Annotated in this window: 16 protein-coding genes and 1 pseudogene; 11 read left to right on the top strand and 6 right to left on the bottom strand. The window is 61.4% G+C overall.

Features of this window, described 5'->3' with window-relative positions:
* Positions 1 to 35: 35 nt before the first annotated feature.
* Both FHR87_RS05815 and FHR87_RS05810 read right to left on the bottom strand, forming a co-directional pair.
* Positions 36 to 662 (bottom strand): response regulator, encoded by a 627-nt coding sequence (locus tag FHR87_RS05815; RefSeq protein WP_183165778.1) that lies wholly within the window; start codon positions 660 to 662, stop codon positions 36 to 38.
* Entirely contained in the window at positions 659 to 2,044 is a 1,386-nt protein-coding gene (locus FHR87_RS05810; RefSeq protein WP_183165777.1) for a cache domain-containing protein, read from the bottom strand. The genes FHR87_RS05815 and FHR87_RS05810 overlap by 4 nt, the downstream gene beginning before the upstream one ends.
* Positions 2,045 to 2,405: 361 nt before the next feature.
* Between FHR87_RS05810 and FHR87_RS05805 the strand changes: the two genes are divergently transcribed.
* Genes FHR87_RS05805 through yjiA form a run of 3 tightly spaced genes read left to right on the top strand, consistent with a single transcriptional unit; the run spans position 2,406 to position 5,793 of the window.
* Entirely contained in the window at positions 2,406 to 4,463 is a 2,058-nt protein-coding gene (locus FHR87_RS05805; protein ID WP_183165776.1) for a carbon starvation CstA family protein, read from the top strand.
* Positions 4,464 to 4,515: 52 nt separating this feature from the next.
* A complete protein-coding gene (locus FHR87_RS05800; RefSeq protein WP_183165775.1) occupies positions 4,516 to 4,719 on the top strand; it encodes a YbdD/YjiX family protein in 204 nt (67 codons plus the stop codon).
* Positions 4,720 to 4,773: 54 nt separating this feature from the next.
* A complete protein-coding gene (gene yjiA / locus FHR87_RS05795) occupies positions 4,774 to 5,793 on the top strand; it encodes a GTPase (protein ID WP_183165774.1) in 1,020 nt (339 codons plus the stop codon).
* Between the two features lie 12 nt (positions 5,794 to 5,805).
* Here the strand turns inward: yjiA and FHR87_RS05790 are convergent, their stop codons facing one another.
* Both FHR87_RS05790 and glyA read right to left on the bottom strand, forming a co-directional pair.
* On the bottom strand, positions 5,806 to 6,174 hold the full coding sequence (locus tag FHR87_RS05790; protein WP_183165773.1) for a PilZ domain-containing protein: 369 nt from the start codon (positions 6,172 to 6,174) through the stop codon (positions 5,806 to 5,808).
* A gap of 112 nt (positions 6,175 to 6,286) precedes the next feature.
* Complete coding sequence (glyA, locus tag FHR87_RS05785) at positions 6,287 to 7,540, bottom strand: serine hydroxymethyltransferase (RefSeq protein ID WP_183165772.1); 1,254 nt, start codon at positions 7,538 to 7,540, stop codon at positions 6,287 to 6,289.
* Positions 7,541 to 7,877: 337 nt separating this feature from the next.
* Between glyA and ettA the strand changes: the two genes are divergently transcribed.
* On the top strand, positions 7,878 to 9,542 hold the full coding sequence (gene ettA, locus FHR87_RS05780; protein WP_183165771.1) for an energy-dependent translational throttle protein EttA: 1,665 nt from the start codon (positions 7,878 to 7,880) through the stop codon (positions 9,540 to 9,542).
* Between the two features lie 242 nt (positions 9,543 to 9,784).
* Here the strand turns inward: ettA and FHR87_RS05775 are convergent, their stop codons facing one another.
* Positions 9,785 to 10,423 carry a superoxide dismutase gene (locus FHR87_RS05775; RefSeq protein ID WP_183165919.1) on the bottom strand — a complete coding sequence of 213 codons (639 nt, stop codon included), beginning with the start codon at positions 10,421 to 10,423 and terminating at the stop codon, positions 9,785 to 9,787.
* A gap of 343 nt (positions 10,424 to 10,766) precedes the next feature.
* Between FHR87_RS05775 and FHR87_RS19140 the strand changes: the two are divergent.
* Both FHR87_RS19140 and FHR87_RS05770 read left to right on the top strand, forming a co-directional pair.
* Positions 10,767 to 10,937: pseudogene (locus tag FHR87_RS19140) on the top strand (NADP oxidoreductase); the annotation flags it as partial.
* Between the two features lie 299 nt (positions 10,938 to 11,236).
* A complete protein-coding gene (locus FHR87_RS05770) occupies positions 11,237 to 12,076 on the top strand; it encodes a DUF6683 family protein (RefSeq protein WP_183165770.1) in 840 nt (279 codons plus the stop codon).
* Between the two features lie 56 nt (positions 12,077 to 12,132).
* Here the strand turns inward: FHR87_RS05770 and FHR87_RS05765 are convergent, their stop codons facing one another.
* Positions 12,133 to 12,933 carry a DUF6683 family protein gene (locus tag FHR87_RS05765; RefSeq protein WP_183165769.1) on the bottom strand — a complete coding sequence of 267 codons (801 nt, stop codon included), beginning with the start codon at positions 12,931 to 12,933 and terminating at the stop codon, positions 12,133 to 12,135.
* A gap of 268 nt (positions 12,934 to 13,201) precedes the next feature.
* On the opposite strand from FHR87_RS05765, the gene cas1f reads away from it, so the two are divergent.
* The 5 genes from cas1f (at position 13,202) to csy3 (ending at position 21,174) form a co-directional block, all read left to right on the top strand.
* Complete coding sequence (gene cas1f, locus FHR87_RS05760; RefSeq protein WP_183165768.1) at positions 13,202 to 14,179, top strand: type I-F CRISPR-associated endonuclease Cas1f; 978 nt, start codon at positions 13,202 to 13,204, stop codon at positions 14,177 to 14,179.
* A complete protein-coding gene (gene cas3f / locus FHR87_RS05755) occupies positions 14,176 to 17,565 on the top strand; it encodes a type I-F CRISPR-associated helicase Cas3f (RefSeq protein WP_183165767.1) in 3,390 nt (1,129 codons plus the stop codon). The genes cas1f and cas3f overlap by 4 nt, the downstream gene beginning before the upstream one ends.
* Positions 17,566 to 17,746: 181 nt before the next feature.
* Positions 17,747 to 19,120 carry a type I-F CRISPR-associated protein Csy1 gene (gene csy1 / locus FHR87_RS05750; RefSeq protein ID WP_183165766.1) on the top strand — a complete coding sequence of 458 codons (1,374 nt, stop codon included), beginning with the start codon at positions 17,747 to 17,749 and terminating at the stop codon, positions 19,118 to 19,120.
* Entirely contained in the window at positions 19,117 to 20,124 is a 1,008-nt protein-coding gene (csy2, locus tag FHR87_RS05745) for a type I-F CRISPR-associated protein Csy2 (protein ID WP_183165765.1), read from the top strand. Before csy1 ends, csy2 begins: the two co-directional genes overlap by 4 nt.
* A gap of 30 nt (positions 20,125 to 20,154) precedes the next feature.
* The gene (gene csy3, locus FHR87_RS05740; RefSeq protein ID WP_183165764.1) at positions 20,155 to 21,174 is read left to right on the top strand and encodes a type I-F CRISPR-associated protein Csy3; all 1,020 of its coding nucleotides are present in this window, start codon (positions 20,155 to 20,157) and stop codon (positions 21,172 to 21,174) included.
* Positions 21,175 to 21,176 lie beyond the last annotated feature (2 nt).

The raw sequence follows: 21,176 nt of genomic DNA, 5'->3' as shown, positions 1-21,176 counted from the left end.
GCTGGAGCGGCGCCACTCTTGAAAAGCGCCACTGCTCACAGTGGCGAAGACGCCAGCGCGTACTTGATCAAGGCCGTCGCGCCATCGATGTTCAGCTTGCGCCGGATGCTCAGGCGATGAGTTTCCACCGTGCGCACACTGATATCGAGCTCGCGCGCCATGGCCTTGCTGTCCAGTCCGCGCGCCAGCATCCGCAGAACCTGGCATTCCCGTGGGGTCAGGTTGTTGCGCTCCAGCTCCTGATCGGCCAGCTTCCTGGCCACTTCGGAGCTGTAGAAGGTACCTCCGGCAGCAATCGCCTCGATGGCGGCAATGATTTCCTTGGAGGAAGCATCCTTCAGGACATAGCCACGCGCCCCGGCCCGAATCGAGGTGCGTACGTATTCGCTATTGTCGTACATGCTCAGGATCAGCACTTTGAGCTGTGGATACAGCTGCCCGAGGGTTTTCGTCAGCTCCAGGCCATTGGTGTCCTTCAGACCGATGTCCAACAGCAGCAGATCCGGCTGCAGGCGAGCGAGCAGCTCGAGCGCATCGGCGCCACTTTCCGCTTCGCCGACTACCGCAATGCGCGGCATGACCGACAGCAGTGCACGGATACCGTCGCGTACCAGAGCGTGATCGTCGACGAGGACGATCCGGACAGGCTCATCGCAATTCATGCTTCAACTCTTCTTGCCGGAAAAGGTACGGCTCCGGATAAGGACACGGGCAATGCTACACCGATCCGGGTACACCCCGGAGTGGATGCCAGACTGAAGGTTCCGCCGAAGTGCTCGACGCGCTCACGCATATTACGCAAGCCGATACCTCCCTGGATTTGCTCGATCTGCCGCGGATTGAAGCCGATACCATCATCCTCGATCTCCAGTTGCACGGCACCAGCCACCTGCCCGAGGTCGATATGCGCCGTGCTGGCCATGGCATGCCGTTCGATGTTGGTCAGCGCCTCCTGCACGATACGAAACAGCGCTACCGCCACACCATCCGGCAGTTGGACAGCGTGCAAGTCATCCCGATAGAGCACCGTCAGCCCGCACCGTTGCTCGAACTCGGCGGCTAGTTGGCCGATGGCCGCCGATAATCCCAGAGTATCCAGCAGCGACGGGTGCAAATCGTGCGAGATGCGCCGTACTTCGCCAATGGCACCGCCAAGTCGCTCGATGGCACGCCGGAGCGTCTCCAACCCTTTGGCTTGAGCCGCATCCAGTTCGTGGCTGGCCAGTTCGAATTGAAACTTGATGGAAACCAGCAGTTGGCTGATGCCATCGTGCAGCTCGCGTGAAATCCTGGAGCGCTCATCTTCCTGCAGGTTGATGATGCGCCGGTTGAGTGACTGCAGCCGGCTGTCGGCCAGGCGATGCTCACGAACGTTCAAGGTCAGGCCGCAAGCAAAAACCAGCAGCACCGCCAGCAACGCCACGGCAGCGATGGCCAGCATTGTCGCGTGTACTTCGCTGGCGATTTCTTCGCGCGCCTGCTGGATCGCCTGCTGCACATCTTCAAGATAGATGCCGGTCCCGAGCATCCAGCCCCAACGCTGCAACATCACGACATAGGCCAGCTTGTCGGTCACCTGCCCGGTCGAGGGTTTCTGCCAGGCATAGCGCAGGAAGCCATCGTCTGCCCTGGCACTTGCCAAGAGCGCCTGCACAGCCAGCAGGCCATGGGGATCGGTCAAGTTCCACATGTTCTTACCCACCAGATCGGCTTGCCGAGGATGCATCAGATTGCGGCCTGCTTCGTCGTAAACGAAGAAATAACCATCCCGACCAAAATTGATCTCGGCCAGCGCCTGCAATGCCAACCGTTGCGCCCTCGCGTCACCTTGCCCGTCGGCATATAAAGGAGCGATGACGCTCAGCGCCATCGCGACATAATTCTTCAACTCGGCCCGCTTACTGGCGAGGATGCCATTTTCGATCAGTTGGGCCTGCTGCTCACCGAGTTTCTGATTCTGGAAAACGACCAGGGCACAGATAACCGCCACGGCCAGCAGCAGCGGAAGAATACCGAGTGCAACGATCTTGTATTTGAGCTGCATGGATAGGTTCATAGGCAAGAAGATGAGCGGCCATCGAGGATACGCAGGAAAAATCGCTGTGGCTGCAAATTTGCACCTACGCTTCAGACAGACGGACACATGCCGTCACATGTCGTATCAGCACAGTTGAACAACAGCTCTCTGTGGACTTGATAGCAACGCTTGCGATGCCCCGGAAATGACCCTATTGCTTTTGCCTTTTTCGCCTTCGACTACGTAATTCTACGTAGCCCGCCTGAGTAGCACTGCGAATATCGGTTATAGCGATATGCAGCCATAGTGGACAAGGCTCCTCCTCAGGAGCACCAACAATCTATAACAATGACGCCGTAGGCCCTTGGCCGCCGGCAGGAGGATTTCGATGACTCGCTCAGTCGGTCATATCGCCTGGTTTGCCCTTGCCGTGGTAGGTGCATTCGCCCTGGGTACCGTAGCCCTGCGCCGCGGCGAACCCATCAATGCCTTGTGGATCGTGGTTGCCTCTACCGCGATCTATTTGGTGGCCTATCGTTACTACAGTCTTTTCATCGCCGACAAAGTCATGCAACTGGACCCGAATCGGGCCACCCCGGCAGTAATCAACAATGACGGACTGGATTTCGTCCCGACCAACAAGCATGTCCTTTTCGGTCATCACTTCGCCGCCATCGCCGGTGCCGGTCCGCTGGTCGGCCCGGTCCTGGCTGCGCAGATGGGCTATCTGCCCGGCACCCTATGGCTGATCGCCGGCGTGGTGCTGGCCGGTGCGGTGCAGGACTTCATGGTCCTGTGCATTTCCACCCGCCGCAATGCCCGCTCCCTGGGCGACATGGTGCGTGAGGAGATGGGTCAGATCCCCGGCACCATTGCCCTGTTCGGTTGCTTCCTGATCATGATCATCATCCTCGCGGTGTTGGCACTGATCGTGGTGAAAGCCCTGGCGCACAGCCCCTGGGGCATGTTCACGGTCATGGCAACCATCCCGATCGCCATGTTCATGGGGATCTACATGCGCTACATCCGCCCGGGACGGATCGGTGAAATCTCGGTAATCGGCATTGTCATGTTGCTGGCATCCATCTGGGTGGGTGGAGTGATCGGTGCCCATCCCTACTGGAGCACCGTATTCACCTTCAGCGGCGAGCAAATCACCTGGATGCTCATCGGCTACGGCTTCGTCGCTGCTGTGCTGCCGGTGTGGCTGATTCTGGCCCCGCGCGACTACCTGTCGACCTTCCTCAAGATCGGCACTATCCTCGCCCTGGCCATCGGCATCCTGATTCTCAGCCCCGATCTGAAAATGCCGGCGCTGACCCAGTTCGTCGACGGCACCGGCCCGGTCTGGAAAGGCGCCCTGTTCCCCTTCCTGTTCATCACCATCGCCTGCGGCGCGGTATCCGGTTTCCATGCGCTGATTGCCTCCGGCACCACACCCAAGCTGCTGGCCTCCGAAGGCCATGCCCGCTACATCGGTTATGGTGGCATGCTGATGGAATCCATGGTCGCCATCATGGCCATGGTCGCTGCCTCGGTGATCGAGCCGGGCGTCTACTTCGCCATGAACAGCCCGCCGGCCGTGGTCGGTGCCGATACCATCAGCGTCGCGGCAGCGGTGAGCAGTTGGGGCTTCGCCATCACCCCGGCCGAGCTGGAAGGTGTTGCCCGCGATATCGGCGAAAGCACCATCCTGGCCCGCGCCGGTGGCGCGCCGACGCTGGCAGTGGGTATCGCCCAGATCCTCCATCAGGTGCTGCCGGGTGAAAACACCATGGCCTTCTGGTACCACTTCGCGATTCTCTTCGAGGCACTGTTCATCCTCACCGCGGTGGACGCCGGTACTCGTGCCGGGCGCTTCATGCTGCAGGATCTGCTCGGTAACTTCGTCCCGGCCCTGCGCCGTACCGACTCCTGGGGGGCCAACGTGCTCGCCACTGCGGGCTGCGTAGCGCTCTGGGGTTATCTGCTGTACCAGGGAGTGGTCGATCCGCTGGGTGGCATCAACACCCTGTGGCCGTTGTTCGGTATCTCCAATCAGATGCTCGCCGCCATCGCCCTCATGCTCTGCACCGTGGTGCTGATCAAAATGAAGCGCCAGCGCTATGTCTGGGTCACCATCCTGCCGGCTACCTGGCTGCTGATCTGTACCACTGCAGCGAGCCTGATCAAGCTGTTCGACCCGAATCCGGCAGTCGGCTTCCTGGCCCTGGCGAACAAGTACTCGACCGCCCTGGGCGCCGGCCAGATCATGGCGCCAGCCAAGGACCTGGCCCAGATGCAGAACGTGGTCATGAATGCCTACACCAACGCCGGACTCAGCGTACTGTTCCTGGTCGTGGTATTCAGCATCCTGTTCTACTCGGTGAAAGTTGGCTGGTCAGCCTGGCACCAGCAAGAGCGCACCGACAAGGAAACCCCCTTTCAAGCGCTGCCCAACGCCTGATGTCCACTCCGGGCTCCTGAGGGGCCCGGTTCTTTTCCAGGAGACAACAACCATGTTCAACGACCTCAGCCGAATGGGTAAATACCTGGGCCAGGCCGCCCGCTTGATGGTGGGCATGCCGGACTATGACAACTACATTGAACACATGAGTAACAAGCATCCGGACCTACCGGTGATGAGCTACGAGGAATTCTTCCGCGAGCGGCAGGAAGCTCGCTACGGTGGCGGGAAAGGCAGGCCGGTGCGGTGTTGCTGAAAAGCCGCCACAAGCGGCACGTTTCAAGCTAACCATCCGAAGCCCGGTAAACTTATGTCAGAACCCAGTTTTACCCCTATCCCCGTCACCATCCTCAGCGGTTTTCTCGGCGCAGGCAAAACCACTCTGCTTCGCCATCTGCTCAAGACCGAACATGGCCTGAAAATCGCCGTGATCGAAAACGAGCTTGCCGAAACCGGCATCGACAGCGAATTGCTTGGCGAACAACCCGTGCAGGTCGTGACCCTGGCTAATGGCTGCGTCTGCTGCTCGGTACGCAGCGATCTGGAAATGGCGCTCTTTACTCTGCTGGAACAACGCGATAGCGGGGTGATTGCCTTCGACCGGCTGGTGATCGAATGCACTGGCATGGCCGATCCCGCGCCGGTGGCACAGACCTTTTTCATCGACGAGGAGCTGCGCGAGCGCTATATCCTCGACGGCATTCTCACGCTGGTGGATGCGGCGCATGCGCCGTTCCAGCTCAACCTGTCCATCGCTCAGGCGCAAGTAGGGTTCGCCGACCGGCTTCTGGTGAGCAAGCGCGACCTAGTGGATGAAACAAACTTCGAGGCGCTGTGCCAGCGCCTGCAACGAATCAACCGGCGAGCACCGATCCGAGTGGTCGAGCATGGCCAGATCGACCTGGCCGAACTGCTCGATGTACGCGGCTTCAACCTGAACGACGATTTCGCTCCTGACCTCAAGGCCGAATCCAAACAGGCTGCCCCGTTCGTGTCTCTGCGCCCGGCGGAAAAATCCCGCGCCGAAGATCGTATCGCTTCCCTGGTGCTGCGCAGCGAGAAGCCGCTGGATATCGACCGCTTGAGCGACTTCATGAACAGCTTGCTGGAAGAGTTCGGCAATTCGCTGCTGCGCTACAAGGGCGTGCTGCATATCGCCGGCGAGCCGCGGCGGCTGGTGTTCCAGGGGGTGCTCAAGCTATATGGTTTCGACTGGGACCGGGAATGGGCAGCGGATGAAAAACAGGAAAGCGTTATGGTGCTGATCGGTGATTCACTGCCGGAAGCGCGGATTCGCCAGGAATTCATGCAGATGGTCGCAACGCTTTGAGCACGCGGCGAATCAGGCGCCACCAAGCGCGGCCAGATTCCGCTCCAGCAACCTCGTGTCTCCCAGGTTGAGCTCCACCAGGCGACGCAGATGAGTGATCGAATCGAGATCCACCTGCCGGCAGAAAAAGCCCAACCGCTCATCACTCGCATGGGCCAGCTCCACCTCCATCAGCAACTCGGTACCGGCCCCCAGATCCAAACGCACCCGAAAGGACCGGGAAGCGTCGCCGCGCCAATCATCGGGGCACTTCACCAGCAATCCTCTGAGCGAAATATCGAGTAATTCCACTGTCCAGCATCGCTCGCCCTGGACGAGTTCGGTATACGCATCGAACGGGATGCGGTGAAAGCGACGACGCTCTTGAGCAAATTCAGTCATGGAAAGCTCCCCGGTAATGCGCGGACTATAACTGATCGCCCATACTCCAGACGTGCCCCGCGCCCATATTAAAAAGCCCTGCCGAGGCAGGGCTTTTCAGGAAAGGCGACACTCAGCGGCCGTAGACCGGTAGCCTGGCGCAAATAGCCTTGACCTTCTCGCGCACGGCATCGATCACCGACTCATCGCCCATCTTGTCCAGGATGTCGCAGATCCAGCCAGCCAGTTCGCGGCTCTCGGTTTCCATGAAGCCGCGCGTGGTGATCGCCGGCGTACCGATACGCAGACCAGACGTGACGAACGGCGAACGCGGGTCATTCGGCACCGCATTCTTGTTCACGGTGATGAAGGCGCGCCCCAGGGCGGCGTCTGCATCCTTGCCGGTAATATCCTGCTTGATCAGGCTGAGCAGGAACAGATGGTTTTCGGTGCCGCCGGACACCACATCGAAACCGCGCTGGATGAATACTTCGGCCATCGCCTTGGCGTTTTTCACCACCTGCTGCTGATAGGCCTTGAATTCAGGCTGCAAGGCTTCCTTGAAGCATACGGCCTTGGCCGCAATCACATGCTCCAGCGGGCCACCCTGACCGCCCGGAAATACGGCGGAATTCAGCTTCTTCTCGATCTCTTCGTTCCGGCGCGCCAGGATCAGGCCGCCACGCGGACCGCGCAGGGTTTTGTGGGTCGTGGTGCTGACCACATCGGCAAAAGGCACCGGATTCGGATAGACGCCAGCGGCGACCAGACCGGCGACATGGGCCATATCGACGAAGAGATAAGCTCCGACCTTGTCGGCGATCTCACGAAAACGCGGGAAATCCAGCACCTGGGAATAGGCGGAGAAACCGGCGATGATCATCTTCGGCTGATGCTCGACGGCCAGACGCTCGACCTCGGCATAGTCGATGAAGCCATTGTCATCGATGCCATACTGCACGGCATGGTAGAGCTTGCCGGAGAAGTTCACGGCCGCCCCATGGGTCAAGTGACCGCCATGGGCCAGGCTCATGCCCAACACGGTATCGCCCGGCTTGACCAGCGCCTGGAACACGGCGCTGTTGGCCTGGGAACCCGCATGGGGCTGGACGTTGGCGTAGTCGGCGCCGAACAGTTCCTTGGCGCGATCGATGGCCAGTTGCTCGACGATATCGACGTATTCGCAACCGCCGTAGTAACGCTTGCCCGGATAGCCTTCGGCGTACTTGTTGGTCAACACGCTGCCTTGGGCTTCCATCACCGCCGGGCTGGTGTAGTTCTCGGAAGCGATCAGCTCAATGTGATCTTCCTGGCGCTGGGCCTCTTGTTGCATCGCTTCGAACAGCTCGGCGTCGAAGCGGGAAAGGGTCAAGTCGCGACTGAACATGGAAGTCCCCTGGCTCTGGCGAATATAGAAAGCGAAGCATTCTATTCTACTCCAAGGCCAAGGGGCGCGGATATGCGGCACATTCATCCGCATCAGGAGTATCGCTCAACTAGGCCGCTCATCAGAGAGTGAAGGTCATTTGACCCTTACCTGTGCATTCCGGTAGTTTTCGCGCATCGAACTATACTCCCTGCATACCGGACTTCGTCGCCAGTAGCTGCATGATCCTTCGGCCTTACCGCCACGAGCATCGGCCATCCCGGTTCTGCCGCGGTGTTACCACAGCGATGATAGCGGTGGGCAGCCTTCCCAATACCAACAGCGAAATCAGGTCACCATGGCTCAATACGTCTACTCCATGCATCGGGTCAGCAAAGTCGTGCCTCCGAAGCGTGAAATCCTCAAGGACATCTCCCTTTCCTTTTTCCCCGGTGCCAAGATCGGCGTACTTGGTCTGAACGGCGCCGGTAAATCCACGCTGCTGCGGATCATGGCCGGCATCGATACCGAGATCGACGGCGAAGCGCGGCCAATGCCCGGCATCAAGGTCGGTTATCTGCCCCAGGAACCGCAGCTCGATCCGCAAAAGACCGTGCGCGATATCGTCGAAGAAGCGGTCGGCGAGATCAAAGCGGCCCAAGCGCGGCTCGACGAGGTCTACGCAGCCTATGCCGAACCCGATGCCGACTTCGATGCACTGGCCGCAGAACAAGCCAAGCTGGAAGCGATTCTGCAAGCGTCCGACGGGCACAACCTGGAACGCCAGTTGGAGGTCGCCGCCGACGCGCTGCGCCTGCCGCCATGGGAAGCGCAGATCGAACACCTGTCCGGTGGGGAAAAACGCCGCGTCGCCCTGTGCCGCCTGCTACTCTCCGCGCCGGACATGCTGCTGCTGGACGAGCCGACCAACCACCTGGATGCCGATTCCGTCGCCTGGCTGGAACACTTTCTCCACGACTTCCCCGGCACCGTGGTAGCGATCACCCACGACCGTTACTTCCTCGACAATGTCGCCGGCTGGATTCTCGAACTCGACCGCGGTCACGGCATTCCCTACGAAGGCAATTACTCCGGCTGGCTGGAGTCCAAATCCACCCGTCTCACTCAGGAAGCCAAACAGGAAGCCTCTCACGCCAAAGCCATGAAGGCCGAACTGGAATGGGTCCGCCAGGGTGCCAAGGGTCGCCAGGCCAAATCCAAGGCGCGCCTGCAACGCTTCGAGGAAATGCAATCGCAGGAATTCCAGAAACGCAGCGAAACCAACGAGATCTATATTCCGGCCGGCCAGCGCCTGGGCGATAAGGTCATTGAGTTCAACGGCGTCTCCAAGGGGTATGGCGACCGCGTGTTGATCGACAATCTGACCTTCAGCGTGCCCAAAGGCGCCATTGTCGGCGTGATCGGCGGCAACGGTGCAGGCAAATCGACCCTGTTCCGCATGATCACCGGCAAGGAACAGCCGGACGACGGCCAGATCGAGATTGGCGACACCGTGCAGATCGCCAGTGTCGACCAGAGCCGCGACAGCCTGGAAGGCAACAAGACCGTGTGGGAGCAGATTTCCGACGGCTTCGACATCATCAAGGTCGGCAACTACGAAGTACCGTCGCGCAGCTACGTCGGGCGCTTCAACTTCAAGGGTGCCGACCAGCAGAAGTTCGTCAAGGATCTCTCCGGCGGTGAGCGCGGCCGCCTGCACATGGCGCTGACCCTGAAACAGGGCGGCAACGTGCTGCTGCTCGACGAACCGTCCAACGACCTGGATATCGAAACCCTGCGTGCCCTGGAAGACGCCCTGCTGGACTTCCCCGGCGCAGCCATCGTGATCTCCCACGACCGCTGGTTCCTCGACCGCATCGCCACCCACATCCTGGCCTACGAAGACAACTCGCAAGTGACCTTCTTCGAAGGCAACTACACCGAGTACGAAGCCGACCGCAAGAAACGCCTGGGCGATGCCGCCGCCCAGCCGCACCGGGTCAAGTACAAAAAGCTGGCTTGACAGCACGCTGAAGATGGCCAGCTTGCTCCCTTCTTCTGCCAGCGGGAGAAGGGACCAAAGGCGAATGAGGGATTCAAAATGACCGCAGCACAAGGCCAACCCTTAATAAGCTCCGGCAGAGTCAGGGCTTTTCCGCAAAACCCATAAAATTTGCGGCTTATAGCTGAGCCTGTAACCAAGAAGCCTCTGCCGAAATCGGTCAGAGGCTTCTCTTTTCTTTATAAAGCAGAATCCGCAGCAGATCAGTCGTCGAAACGCCTGCTCACTTCTTTCCAGTTCACCACACGCCACCACGCTTCGATATAGGCAGGACGCTTGTTCTGATACTTCAGATAATAGGCGTGCTCCCAGGTATCCAGCCCGAGGATTGGCTTGCCCTTGGTCGTGGCGACATCCATCAGCGGGTTATCCTGGTTCGGGGTGTTGGTGATGGCCAGCGAACCATCTTCCTTGGCAATCAGCCAGGTCCAGCCCGAACCGAAGTTCTTCGCCGCCGCCTCGCTGAACTGCTTGACGAATGCCTCCTGCGAGCCGAAATCCTTCTTGATCTGCGCGGCCAGCTTCTCGCTCGGCTCGCCCGTGCTGCCGATGGGGGCCAGGATGGTCCAGAACAGGCTGTGGTTGTAGTGGCCGCCGGCGTTGTTGCGTACCGCCGCGTCGTATTTGGAAACATGTTCGAGGATATCCTCGATGCTCTCCCCTTTCAGGTCCGGGTAGTCCTTGAGCTTGGCGTTCAGGTTATCGACGTAGGCCTTGTGATGCGCGTCATGGTGGATCTCCATGGTCCGGGCATCGATCGAAGGCTCCAGCGCATTGAACGCATAAGGCAGCTTGGGCAAGGTAAACGGCGCGTCGTCAGCGATAGCGGCGCCACACAACATGAGTGAAACAGCAACAGCTTTAGCGATATGACCCAATGATCTGTGCATTCGATTCTCCGTTTTATTCCAGATAGACAAAACTCCATAAAACCTTAGCCATTGAACCGCATTTGTGCCGAATCGTTCTGCTACGGCGAAATTGCGCCTCACTCGATCATCAGCTTGTAATACTGCTGAACAGCCATTTACCGTCGATATGGCCATGTATGTGCCAAGAGTTGATCATTTGTGTGGGTAGCCGATTGGTTCAAACCGAACGGAAGCGATCATTAAAAATCCTGGCCAAACGCTGACACTGCCACATCAATGAAAGCCCGGAGCTTTGCGGTTTTCTGGCGGTCAGCTGGAAACACCAGGTGCAGACGCCGTCGAGGCCGGATCACTTGCCGATAGCTGGCGCTTCGAACGAGTTAAACCGGCTTATTGCATTCCGCTTGATCGTTTAGGGCTGAAAAAGGCGTTGGCCGCCGCAGAGTGGGATGTTGAAGTTCAACATGGTTCATGGCGACACTGAGCAAGCGTTTTCTTGCAGCACACCGATAATGATCGGCACGTCCATACAAGGTCAGGAATTCTTGGGTGTCTTTTCTGAGAGTTTCATTGCGTAAACGCCCGTTCCTGCACACCAGGCCCACATCCCGATCAAATCGCCTGCAAAGCCATAATCAAGTGCAGGCCATTTCGCCTGTTGCGTATCACAGCATCACGAAATCCCGGATCGCCCGGCATCATCCTTCAGCCAAGCGGAACGATCACCTGCCCGGGACGGTCTCCACAACGACCCGGGCGAAAGCCGGACGGCGACCAGGTTCGGTGGAACGTCGCCCCGGCATCGCGCGCATCGAGCCACACACCACAACAGCGACGGAGAATTTTGCCTTGATCGACAAGAGTACCTGCCCCACTTTCAACCCCATGCGCAGATTTCCGCTCAACCTGAAGACCTGGCTGCTGCCGATCGCTCTGATAACGATTTCGGTGCCCCAGGTTCAGGCAGCCGACCAGGCCCGGGCCACGCAGCCGTCAGCCGCCGCATCCCCTCAGAAGAGCAGCGATGCGAGCCAGGCCCTGCGTGAGGCGATCGGCGCTGCTCTGGCCAAGGGCGCATCGGCTTCTGACAGAAAATCGCCCAAAGCCCTGGATTTCGACCGCGACCCAGGCAAGACGCAGACGAGCCTGGAACAGTTTCTGGCAGCCAACTTCACCGATCCGGATTCGCGCAACATCGTGCAGCAGGCTTTCGGCAACGGAAAGCTGATGAACAACTACGACAGCCTGCTCAAGCACTATGGCTACTCGCCGACCAACCTGGCGGATGTGACCGCGGCCTACCTGATCGTTGCCTGGGAAGTCGTCAACGGTCGCGATTCCAGCAGCGAGCCAGCCGGACAGAGCGCCGTGCGCCAGCAGCTCGGCCCGGCCTTCGAACGAACCAAAGCACTTGCCGGGTTGCCGGAAGACGTGAAGCAGAGCATGGCTGACCGGCTCATGTTCTCCACCATGGTGGCCGGCTATTCGTACCAGCGGCTGGAAAAAGAAGGCAAGACCCAGGAACTGAACATGCTGCAGGACAAGCTGCGCCAGAACGTACTCGGTGCCGGTGTCGACTTGACTCAACTCGACCTGACCTCAGCCGGGCTGGTCAAGCGCTGAGCTATTTTCCGGGCGGCTCGTACGACCACGGGCAGCCCCGGTGCCAGGCTGGCCGCTCAGCTTTTGGGTATGAAGCCATTCTCTGTCAGCACGATCTCGTCCAGGTCCGTGCCCATGTTCTTCACCATCTGCCGCACGCCGCGCTGCAAGTTTTGCCGATCCACGCCAAGCCCCTGCTCACTGGCCGCACCGATCAGCAGCGTCATGATCGCAAAGGATTCGGCTGAGGCCTGTTTTTCCTCATCGCCGATCCGGGTGATCTCGTCGCCTCGCTCATGCCGCGCCATGATCGCGCGCGCCGCCTCGAAGGCCCCCTGGGGAATCGTCAATTGATCATGAACGATCGACCAGGCGCAGATCATGAACAGCGCAGCCGCATCACCCACATCGTTCTCGTGGTAACCCGCCGCGTCGAGCATCTTGCGAAATTCACTCTGCACCTTGCCCGAGGCCAGCGAATCCAGCATTTGTTCCCGCGATGTCCCCAGTGGCCGAGCCAGCATCCGGCGGAACATCTGGTCGTCCAGCGCACCGGGCGCCATCTGCCGCACCACATCCGGCCAGGCCGCCTCGTCTCCTGAAGCGAAACCGTCCGCCAATTGCCGGTTGACCTCTGCAGTGATCCGGGGCGAAGGCTTGAAAGCCAGGATCGGCGCAGCCACTTCTGCATTCGCCGATGCGGGCCGGTGGGCACTGCCGCCTTCCAGCCCGGAAGCCTCGCTCCCTCGCAGGCTCTGCGTAGCCTGCCAAGGGGCAGCTTCATCGGCATGGGCCACACCCTGCATCCCGGCGAGCGCCAGCAAGATCACAGAACCTGCCCGCCCCATCGCAAACAGGGTTTTCACTAGCTTCGACATTCGATCATCTCCTTACCTCCGTACGATCGCCATAACCGGTCATTCATCAGCACGTTGATGAACAGCTAAAAATCAGGCAGATACGAATAATTCGCAAGAGCACATCGACGAGGGCGACCTCGAGCCGCACAGCCTATCGGCAGGTTTCGTCGGCAAAAACGGGCGATCCGGCCAATAATGAGAACCTTATCCGATCACGGACACGACAGTCTTTTTCGAGGACAGAAGGTCGGCATAGCATGCCGATCCCTTTCAGCGAATCGATATCATGGACGATCTTTCCCCCTCCGACCTGAAAACCATTCTCCACTCCAAGCGCGCCAACCTCTACTACCTGGAGCACTGCCGGGTGCTGGTCAACGGCGGCCGCGTCGAGTACGTCACCGACGAAGGCCGGCGCTCGCTGTACTGGAACATCCCCATCGCCAACACCACCAGCCTGCTGCTGGGCACCGGCACCTCCATCACCCAGGCGGCGATGCGCGAGCTGGCCAAGGCCGGCGTGCTGGTGGGCTTCGCCGGTGGCGGCGGCACGCCGCTGTTTTCCGCCAACGAGGTGGATGTCGAAGTCGCCTGGTTCTGCCCGCAGAGCGAATACCGGCCCACCGAATACCTGCAACGCTGGGTGTCCTTCTGGTTCGACGACGGCCGGCGCCTGGAGGCGGCGAAAGCCTTCCAGCGGGCCCGGCTGGAACTGATCGAGCGGCACTGGCTGAACAGCCGCGCGCTGCGCGAGGCCGATTTCGCCATCGACGAAGACCAGTTGAAAGCTCTCCTGGCCCGCTCGCTCAAGGCTCAGGCGCAAGCGCCGGACACCACCTTCCTGCTCACCGAGGAAGCCCGCCTGACCAAGCAACTGTTCCGTCTGGCGGCACAGGCCGTCGGCTACGCGGACTTCGTGCGCGCCAAGCGTGGCAGCGGCGGCGACCCGGCCAACCGCTTCCTCGACCACGGCAACTACCTCGCCTACGGCCTGGCCGCCACCGCCACCTGGGTGCTGGGCATCCCCCACGGCCTGGCGGTGCTGCACGGCAAGACTCGCCGTGGCGGCCTGGTGTTCGACGTGGCCGATCTGGTCAAGGATGCGCTGATCCTGCCGCAGGCCTTCATCTTCGCCATGCGCGGCGACGAGGAACAGGAATTCCGCCAGGCCTGCCTGGAAAGCCTGGCGCGCAACGAAGCGCTGGACTTCATGATCGCCAACCTGCAAGCCGTCGCCCAGCGCCTGGGCGGGGCGCAGCCATGAACATCCTGCTGATCGCCCAATGCGACAAGCGCGCCCTGACGGAAAGCCGGCGCATCCTCGACCAATTCACCGAGCGCCGTGGCGAGCGCACCTGGCAGACGCCGATCACCCAGGCCGGCCTCGACACCCTGCGCAAACTGTTGCGCAAGACCGCGCGCAAGAACACCGCAGTGGCCTGCCACTGGATTCGCGGCAAGGATCACAGCGAACTGCTGTGGATCGTCGGCGACGCCAGCCGCTTCAACGCCCAGGGCGCGACGCCGACCAACACCACTCGGCGCAACGTGCTGCGGCGGGAGGATGAGAACGACTGGCACAGCTTGCAGATCATCCGCGCGCTCGCCGCCCTGGCCGCACTGCTGCACGACCTCGGCAAAGCCTGCCTTGCTTTCCAGGACCGGCTGCGGTCCGACGCGCCGCTGGAGCGCAACCTGTACCGTCACGAATGGATTTCGCTGCGCCTGTTCCAGGCCTTCGTCGGCGACAGCGACGACGCCCAATGGCTGCAACGCCTGAGCGACCCCTCCGCTGCGGATAATGCAAGCTGGCTGGACCGGCAGCGCCTGCGTCGCGATGGCCTCGACCCCGCCGCCCCGGGCGACAAGCCGTTCGCCCGCCTGCCGCCGCTGGCCCGCGCCCTGGGCTGGCTGGTGCTCAGCCATCACCGCCTGCCCATGCTACCCGCCGAGGACGACAAGGGTGGCTATCGCCCTCAAGGCGTCAAGGTGTCGGACTTTCGCAGCGAACAGCTCGTCGGCCTGCTGGAGCGGATCGACGCCACCTGGAACGAACCGCACAACAGCACCGACACCCAGGCCATCGAAGCCTATTGGCGGTTTCCCCACGGCCTGCCGGTCACCACGCGGGAATGGCGTAAACAGGCCAGCCGCCTTGCCCGACGCCTGCTGGAGCTGAGCGGCCAGCTCCACCCCAGGCCCTGGCTGGACGATCCCTACGTCATGCACCTGTCGCGCCTGGCCCTGATGCTGGCCGACCATCACTATTCCAGCCTGACCGATCCTTCGGATCGCCCCCAGCGCAACGCCGACTATCCATTGCATGCCAACACCTGCCGGGACGCCAGCGGTCGTCCGAGGCTCAACCAGACACTCGACGAACACCTGCTGGGGGTCGAGGCCCACGCCAGCCTCGTCGCCCATGCCCTGCCCGGCTTCGAGCGGCACCTGCCGCGCCTGGCACGCCACAAGGGCCTGAAAAAACGCAGCGCGGACCCACGCTTCCGCTGGCAGGACCGCGCCGCCGACACCGCCACGGCGATGCGTGAACGTGCCGCCCGCCAGGGGGCCTTCCTTGTCAACATGGCCTCCACCGGCTGCGGCAAGACCCTGGCCAACGCACGCATCATGAACGCGCTGGCCGATCCGGCCAAAGGCCTGCGCTGCGCCTTCGCTCTGGGCCTGCGCACCCTGACCCTGCAAACCGGCCGCGCTTTTCGTGAAACCCTGGGGCTGGGCGACGACGAACTAGCGATCCGGGTCGGCGGCGCGGCCAGCCGCGAACTGTTCGAGCATTATCAGCAACTGGCCGAACGCAGCGGCTCCGCCTCTTGCCAGGAACTGCTGGAGGAAAACGGCCATGTGCTGTTCGAAGGCAACGACCAGCATCCGCTACTGCAACGTCTGAGCCGCGACCCGCAAGTACGTGCATTGCTCGCCACGCCGTTGCTGGTGTGCACTATCGACCACCTGACCCCGGCCACCGAAAGCCAGCGCGGTGGACACCAGATCGCCCCCATGCTGCGCCTGATGAGCGGCGACCTGGTGCTGGATGAACCCGACGACTTCGACATCGACGATCTGCCGGCGCTGACCCGCTTGGTGCACTGGGCCGGCCTGCTCGGCAGTCGCGTACTACTCTCCTCCGCCACCCTGCCGCCGGCACTGGTGGAGGGCCTGTTCCTCGCCTATCGCAATGGCCGCCAGTGGTTCCAACGCAACCGCGGCGAGCGCCCCGGCGAGACGCCGAACATCTGCTGCGCCTGGTTCGACGAATTCAACCAGGCCGGCCAGGACTGCACCGACGCGGAAACGTTCCGCAACGCCCACCAGGCCTTCGCCCGCAAACGCCACGAACGCCTGAGCCAGGAAGCCGTGCGCCGCCGCAGCCAACTGCTGCCCCTCGACTTCACCACTCAGGACAAGGCCGAGCGCCGCTGCCAATTCGCCTTACAGATTCGTGATGCAGCGCTGAGCCTGCATGCCCACCACCACAGCATCGACCCCCATAGCGGCAAGCGAGTCAGTTTTGGCCTGGTGCGCATGGCCAACATCGACCCACTGTTCGACGTGGCCCTGGCCCTCTATCGGCACGGCGCACCGGCAGGCTGGCGCATTCACCTGTGCGTCTACCATTCCCAGTTCCCGCTGCTGATCCGCTCGGCCATCGAGCAACGCCTGGATGCCGCGCTCAATCGGCGCCAACCGGAGGCCGTGTTCGAGCTGCCGGACATCCGCCAGCGGCTCGATCACGACGACGAACCCGATCACCTCTTCATCGTGCTCGGCTCGCCGGTCACTGAAGTGGGTCGCGATCACGACTACGACTGGGCAGTGGTGGAGCCTTCCTCCATGCGCTCGCTGATCCAACTCGCCGGACGCATTCGCCGACACCGCTCCGGCGCCGTCGAACAGCCCAACCTGGTAATCCTCGACAGCAACCTGCGCTACTTCGAACAACCGGGCAAGGCCGCCTTCTGCAAGCCCGGCTTCGAGCGTGACGAAGGCGATTTCCGCCTCACCGCCCACCGCCTCGAACAATTGCTCGACGCACAGGAACGCCAGGTCATCGATGCCCGCCCGCGCATCCTGCCGCGCACCGAGGCCGACCTGCGCCCCCGGGAACGCCTGGTGGACCTGGAGCACGCTCGTCTGCATCAACAGATGCTGCCCCCCGCCATGTCAGCGCCCGCCACTGCGCACCGCGCGCGCTTCGCCGCCAAGGCGCCCTCCGCCCCGCTCAACGCTGCCAGCCATTGGCTGCACGAACACCTCTGGCTGACCGGCGTACTGGCGCAGCAACAACCCTTCCGTTATGACCCGCAGCCACGCCTCGATCTGGTGCTGTTGCCCAACGACGACGAGGACGACTACGCCCTGCATCGCTTGGTCGATGGCAAATGCAAAGGAGAAACCCTTTACGTTAAGGTGGAAAACAGCCTCAACTACCGCGCCCCACCCGAGGCCGTGCAGGGCGAACGCATCGCCCCCTGGAGTGAGGTCGATTTCATGCAGGCGCTGACGGAACAGGCGACAGCCCTGGACATGCCGCTGCTCGACTGCGCCAGGCGCTTCGCCACCGTCAGTCTGCCGAACGCGACCCAGGGCTGGCGCTTTCATCCAGTGTTAGGGTTTACCAAGGAAAAGTGAGGATTCCGCGTAACCGTTCATAAGATATTGAAAGAGCACACGGAGTCATTTGCGAAAGCCAGACACATACAAATGTGTGACATGCCGCATAACAGGAACGATTTTGTGGCAACTCACCACTATTTACCCAGAGCATTACCTGAAATCCCGTTTTTGCTTTACCAATTGAAAAGGAGTTCTTATGCCTGATATCCCACAGGACAAACGGTGGGAGCGAATTCGCGCAGCCATCGAAGTCTTTCTCCACGAGCGCCTGATAGGCAAACTCGACAAGCTCGCTCCCGATGACCCCAGACGCGCCGGACTGATCGCCCAGCATGCACGCCTCGCCTGGCTAGCCGATGCGGCACGCCGCGTCCGCCAGATCCAGGCCGTCACCCACACCCTCAAACCCATCCACCCGGATGCGCGCGGCACCAACCTCTACGTCACACCGAACCTGTTGCCCTCCCATGAGGAAATCGGCAGCCACAGCCTGGGCACAGACTTCGCCAGCGATATTGTCGGCAATGCCGCTGCATTGGATGTCTACAAGCTGCTCAAGCTGAAGGTGGACGAACGCTCCCTGCTCGATGACCTGCTGGCTGATGATCCGGACGCCTTGACCGCACTGAGCGATGACCTCAAGCAGGCACAGAGGTGGCGGGAAGCGTTCATCAGCCTGACGCAACCGCGCGCCGGCGGCTTGTCTTCCCATACCCGCACCAAACAGCTCTACTGGCTGACAGGCAGCGACCCGACAGATAACGGAGCCTATCTGCTGCTCTCGCCCCTGTATGCCAGCTCGCTGGCCCATGCGGTGTACCAGACCATTCAGGAAGACCGCTTCGGCGAAGCCAACAAGATGGCGCGACAGGCGCGGCGCGAGCACCATCCCCATGAGCGGGCTTTTCGCGATTACCCTGGCCTGGCAGTGCAGAAACTCGGTGGTACCAAGCCACAGAACATCTCGCAGTTGAACAGCGAACGCAACGGCAACAACTACCTGCTGGCCTCGTTGCCGCCCGACTGGAAACCTCGCGATGTACGCATGCCATGGCATATGGATTCGGTATTGGAGCGTATCTACGGAGGCAGGGAAGGCGTACGCGACGCAATCCATGAACTGCGCCGCTTTCTGGAAAGCGATCCACCGCCGAACCAGGCGACCCGCGATCGCGTGGATGCTTGCCTCGACAGCCTGATCGATGAACTGGTATGCCTGGCCGGCGAACTCCAGCACGCCCTGACACCGGGCTGGAGTCGCGATCCGCACTGCCAACTGGCACGCGCCGAACAACTCTGGCTGGACCCGCGGCGAGCCGAACAGCCTGATGAAGAAACCTTCCTCGCGGAATGGCTGCGCCAGGACTGGCCCGCGCACATCGGCCAACGTTTCGGCAACTGGCTCAACAGACAACTGAACGGCAAATTGCTGGTGGGCGACGCCGAACAGCGCCACTGGCAAAACGAGCTACTGCTCGATGAAGCTCAGGACGGCTGGGCACAGCAGCTCCATCACCTGCGCCGGCGACTGGATGCACCCACGTATATTCCCGCACGGGAGGGCGTATGAACCCCGCGCTTCCTGAGAGCCAGGGCCTGCTGATCCTGCCGCACCTGCGCATCCAGAACGCCAACGCCATCTCCAGCCCACTCACCCATGGTTTTCCCTCGATCACCGCCTTCCTCGGCCTGATGTGGGCGCTGGAGCGAAAGCTGGCCGAACAGGACATGGCCCTGGCCTTCGACAGTGTCGGCGTCATCTGCCACGAACACACCGAGCAAACCCACAACAGCGGCTACGTCCAAACCTTCCGCCTCACCCGCAACCCCCTGGACAAGGATGGCAGTACCGCCGCCATCGTCGAGGAAGGCCGTATCCACCTCGATATCACTCTGGTGTTTGGTGTGACCGGTGATTCCCAGAACAACCCGGTCCTGCAAGAGCTCGAGCAACGGCGGAAAACCGCGCAACAGGTAGGCGACACGCTCGCCACCCTGCGCGTAGCCGGCGGCACGCTGCTGCCCTCCAGGCCCGGACCGGGACGGCGCATTTACCCGCAACTGATCCGGCTGGCCGAAGACGCGCAAGAGCGCGGCAAACAATTCCGCTACCTGCGCCGCCAGTGGCTGCCCGGCTTTGCCCTGGTGAGCCGCGACGACCTGCTGCAACAGCGGCTGACTGCCTTGCAGGCCGAAGCCCCCAACAGCACCGCCCTGGATGCCTGGCTGGACCTTTCCCGCCGCAACTGGCGCCCCAGGCCCGATCAAGCGAATGAGTCCGGCAAGGTGGAATGGCAGCATGACCGCCCCGCCGGCTCCGGCTGGATCGTACCGATCCCAGTGGGCTACGGTGCTCTCACCGATCAGTATCCGGCCGGCAGCGTACAAAATGCCCGGGACCGCAACATCCCGTTCTGCTTCGTGGAAAGCCTTTACTCCATGGGCCAATGGATCAGCCCCCATCGCCTGAGCGACGCACGCGAACTGCTGTGGTACGCCCACACCGATGAATCCCAAGGCCTGTACCGCTGCCGCAACGACTTCGCCCAACTCAATCCCGCTTCAGGCAACTGACCGCCATTCGATCACACAAGGACTTTCAGCATGGCACTCAAGACCGCATCCGTTCTCGCCTTCGAACGCAAACTCGACCCTTCCGATGCTCTCTTCTTCGCCGGCGACTGGAACGCCCGCGACGACAGTCGTCCGTGGACAGCACTGACCATCCAGAAAAAATCCGTGCGCGGAACCATCTCCAACCGCCTCAAGACCAAGGATCAGGACCCGGCCAAACTCGACGCCGCCATCGAGAACCCCAACCTGCAAACAGTGGACGTGGCCGCCCTCCCCGCCGAGGCCGACACCCTGCGAGTCACCTTCACCCTGCGCGTGCTCGCGGGCACTGGTAAACCTTCCGCCTGCAACGATACCGACTACCTGCAGAAACTGTTGGATACCGTGAATGGCTATAGCGCAGTCAACGGCTTTGGCGAACTGGCCCGACGCTATGCCTTCAACCTCGCCAACGGCCGCTTCCTGTGGCGCAACCGCATCGGTGCCGAACACGTGGAAGTCCGCATTGCCCACCTGGTCGACGGCAGTGCACAGGCAAGCTGGACTTTCGACGCCCTGTCATTGCCGCTGCGCAGTTTCGAAGCCCCGGCCGACGCGGCCGCCTCACTGGACGAACTCGCCACGCTGATCGTCAACGGCTTCGCCGGAAACCGTCACGTGCTGCTGCACGTCACCGCCTTTGTACGGGTTGGTGCCGGGCAAGAGGTATTCCCCTCCCAGGAGCTGATCCTCGACCGAGGTCGCAGCGACAAAAGCAAGACCCTGTATCAGATCGGCGACATCGCCGGCATCCACTCGCAGAAAATCGGCAATGCCCTGCGCACCATCGACACCTGGTACGCCGGCGCAGACAGGCTCGGCCCAATCGCCGTGGAACCCTACGGCTCGGTGACGACCCAGGGCAAAGCCTACCGCCAACCCAAGGACAAGCAGGACTTCTACAACCTGCTCGACAACTGGATCATCAAGGACAAGGCACCCGAACTGGAACAACAGCACTTCGTCATCGCCACCCTGATTCGTGGCGGCGTCTTCGGCGAGGCGGGCTGAAG

Source organism: Azomonas macrocytogenes (genome assembly GCF_014191985.1).
In the GTDB taxonomy this organism is placed as follows: Bacteria; Pseudomonadota; Gammaproteobacteria; order Pseudomonadales; family Pseudomonadaceae; genus Azomonas; species Azomonas macrocytogenes.
This window is presented reverse-complemented; position numbering and strand designations above follow the sequence as displayed.

Bases quoted from the DNA above. Each gene is read 5' to 3' on its own strand.
- FHR87_RS05800 (WP_183165775.1), top strand. From the start codon at position 4,516: ATGTTCAACGACCTCAGCCGAATGGGTAAATACCTGGGCCAGGCCGCC.
- yjiA (WP_183165774.1), top strand. From the start codon at position 4,774: ATGTCAGAACCCAGTTTTACCCCTATCCCCGTCACCATCCTCAGCGGT.
- FHR87_RS05765 (WP_183165769.1), bottom strand. From the start codon at position 12,933: ATGTCGAAGCTAGTGAAAACCCTGTTTGCGATGGGGCGGGCAGGTTCT.
- csy2 (WP_183165765.1), top strand. From the start codon at position 19,117: ATGAACCCCGCGCTTCCTGAGAGCCAGGGCCTGCTGATCCTGCCGCAC.
- FHR87_RS05810 (WP_183165777.1), bottom strand. From the start codon at position 2,044: ATGCAGCTCAAATACAAGATCGTTGCACTCGGTATTCTTCCGCTGCTG.
- csy3 (WP_183165764.1), top strand. From the start codon at position 20,155: ATGGCACTCAAGACCGCATCCGTTCTCGCCTTCGAACGCAAACTCGAC.
- glyA (WP_183165772.1), bottom strand. From the start codon at position 7,540: ATGTTCAGTCGCGACTTGACCCTTTCCCGCTTCGACGCCGAGCTGTTC.
- ettA (WP_183165771.1), top strand. From the start codon at position 7,878: ATGGCTCAATACGTCTACTCCATGCATCGGGTCAGCAAAGTCGTGCCT.
- cas3f (WP_183165767.1), top strand. From the start codon at position 14,176: ATGAACATCCTGCTGATCGCCCAATGCGACAAGCGCGCCCTGACGGAA.
- FHR87_RS05805 (WP_183165776.1), top strand. From the start codon at position 2,406: ATGACTCGCTCAGTCGGTCATATCGCCTGGTTTGCCCTTGCCGTGGTA.
- csy1 (WP_183165766.1), top strand. From the start codon at position 17,747: ATGCCTGATATCCCACAGGACAAACGGTGGGAGCGAATTCGCGCAGCC.
- FHR87_RS05790 (WP_183165773.1), bottom strand. From the start codon at position 6,174: ATGACTGAATTTGCTCAAGAGCGTCGTCGCTTTCACCGCATCCCGTTC.
- FHR87_RS05815 (WP_183165778.1), bottom strand. From the start codon at position 662: ATGAATTGCGATGAGCCTGTCCGGATCGTCCTCGTCGACGATCACGCT.
- FHR87_RS05775 (WP_183165919.1), bottom strand. From the start codon at position 10,423: ATGTTGTGTGGCGCCGCTATCGCTGACGACGCGCCGTTTACCTTGCCC.
- cas1f (WP_183165768.1), top strand. From the start codon at position 13,202: ATGGACGATCTTTCCCCCTCCGACCTGAAAACCATTCTCCACTCCAAG.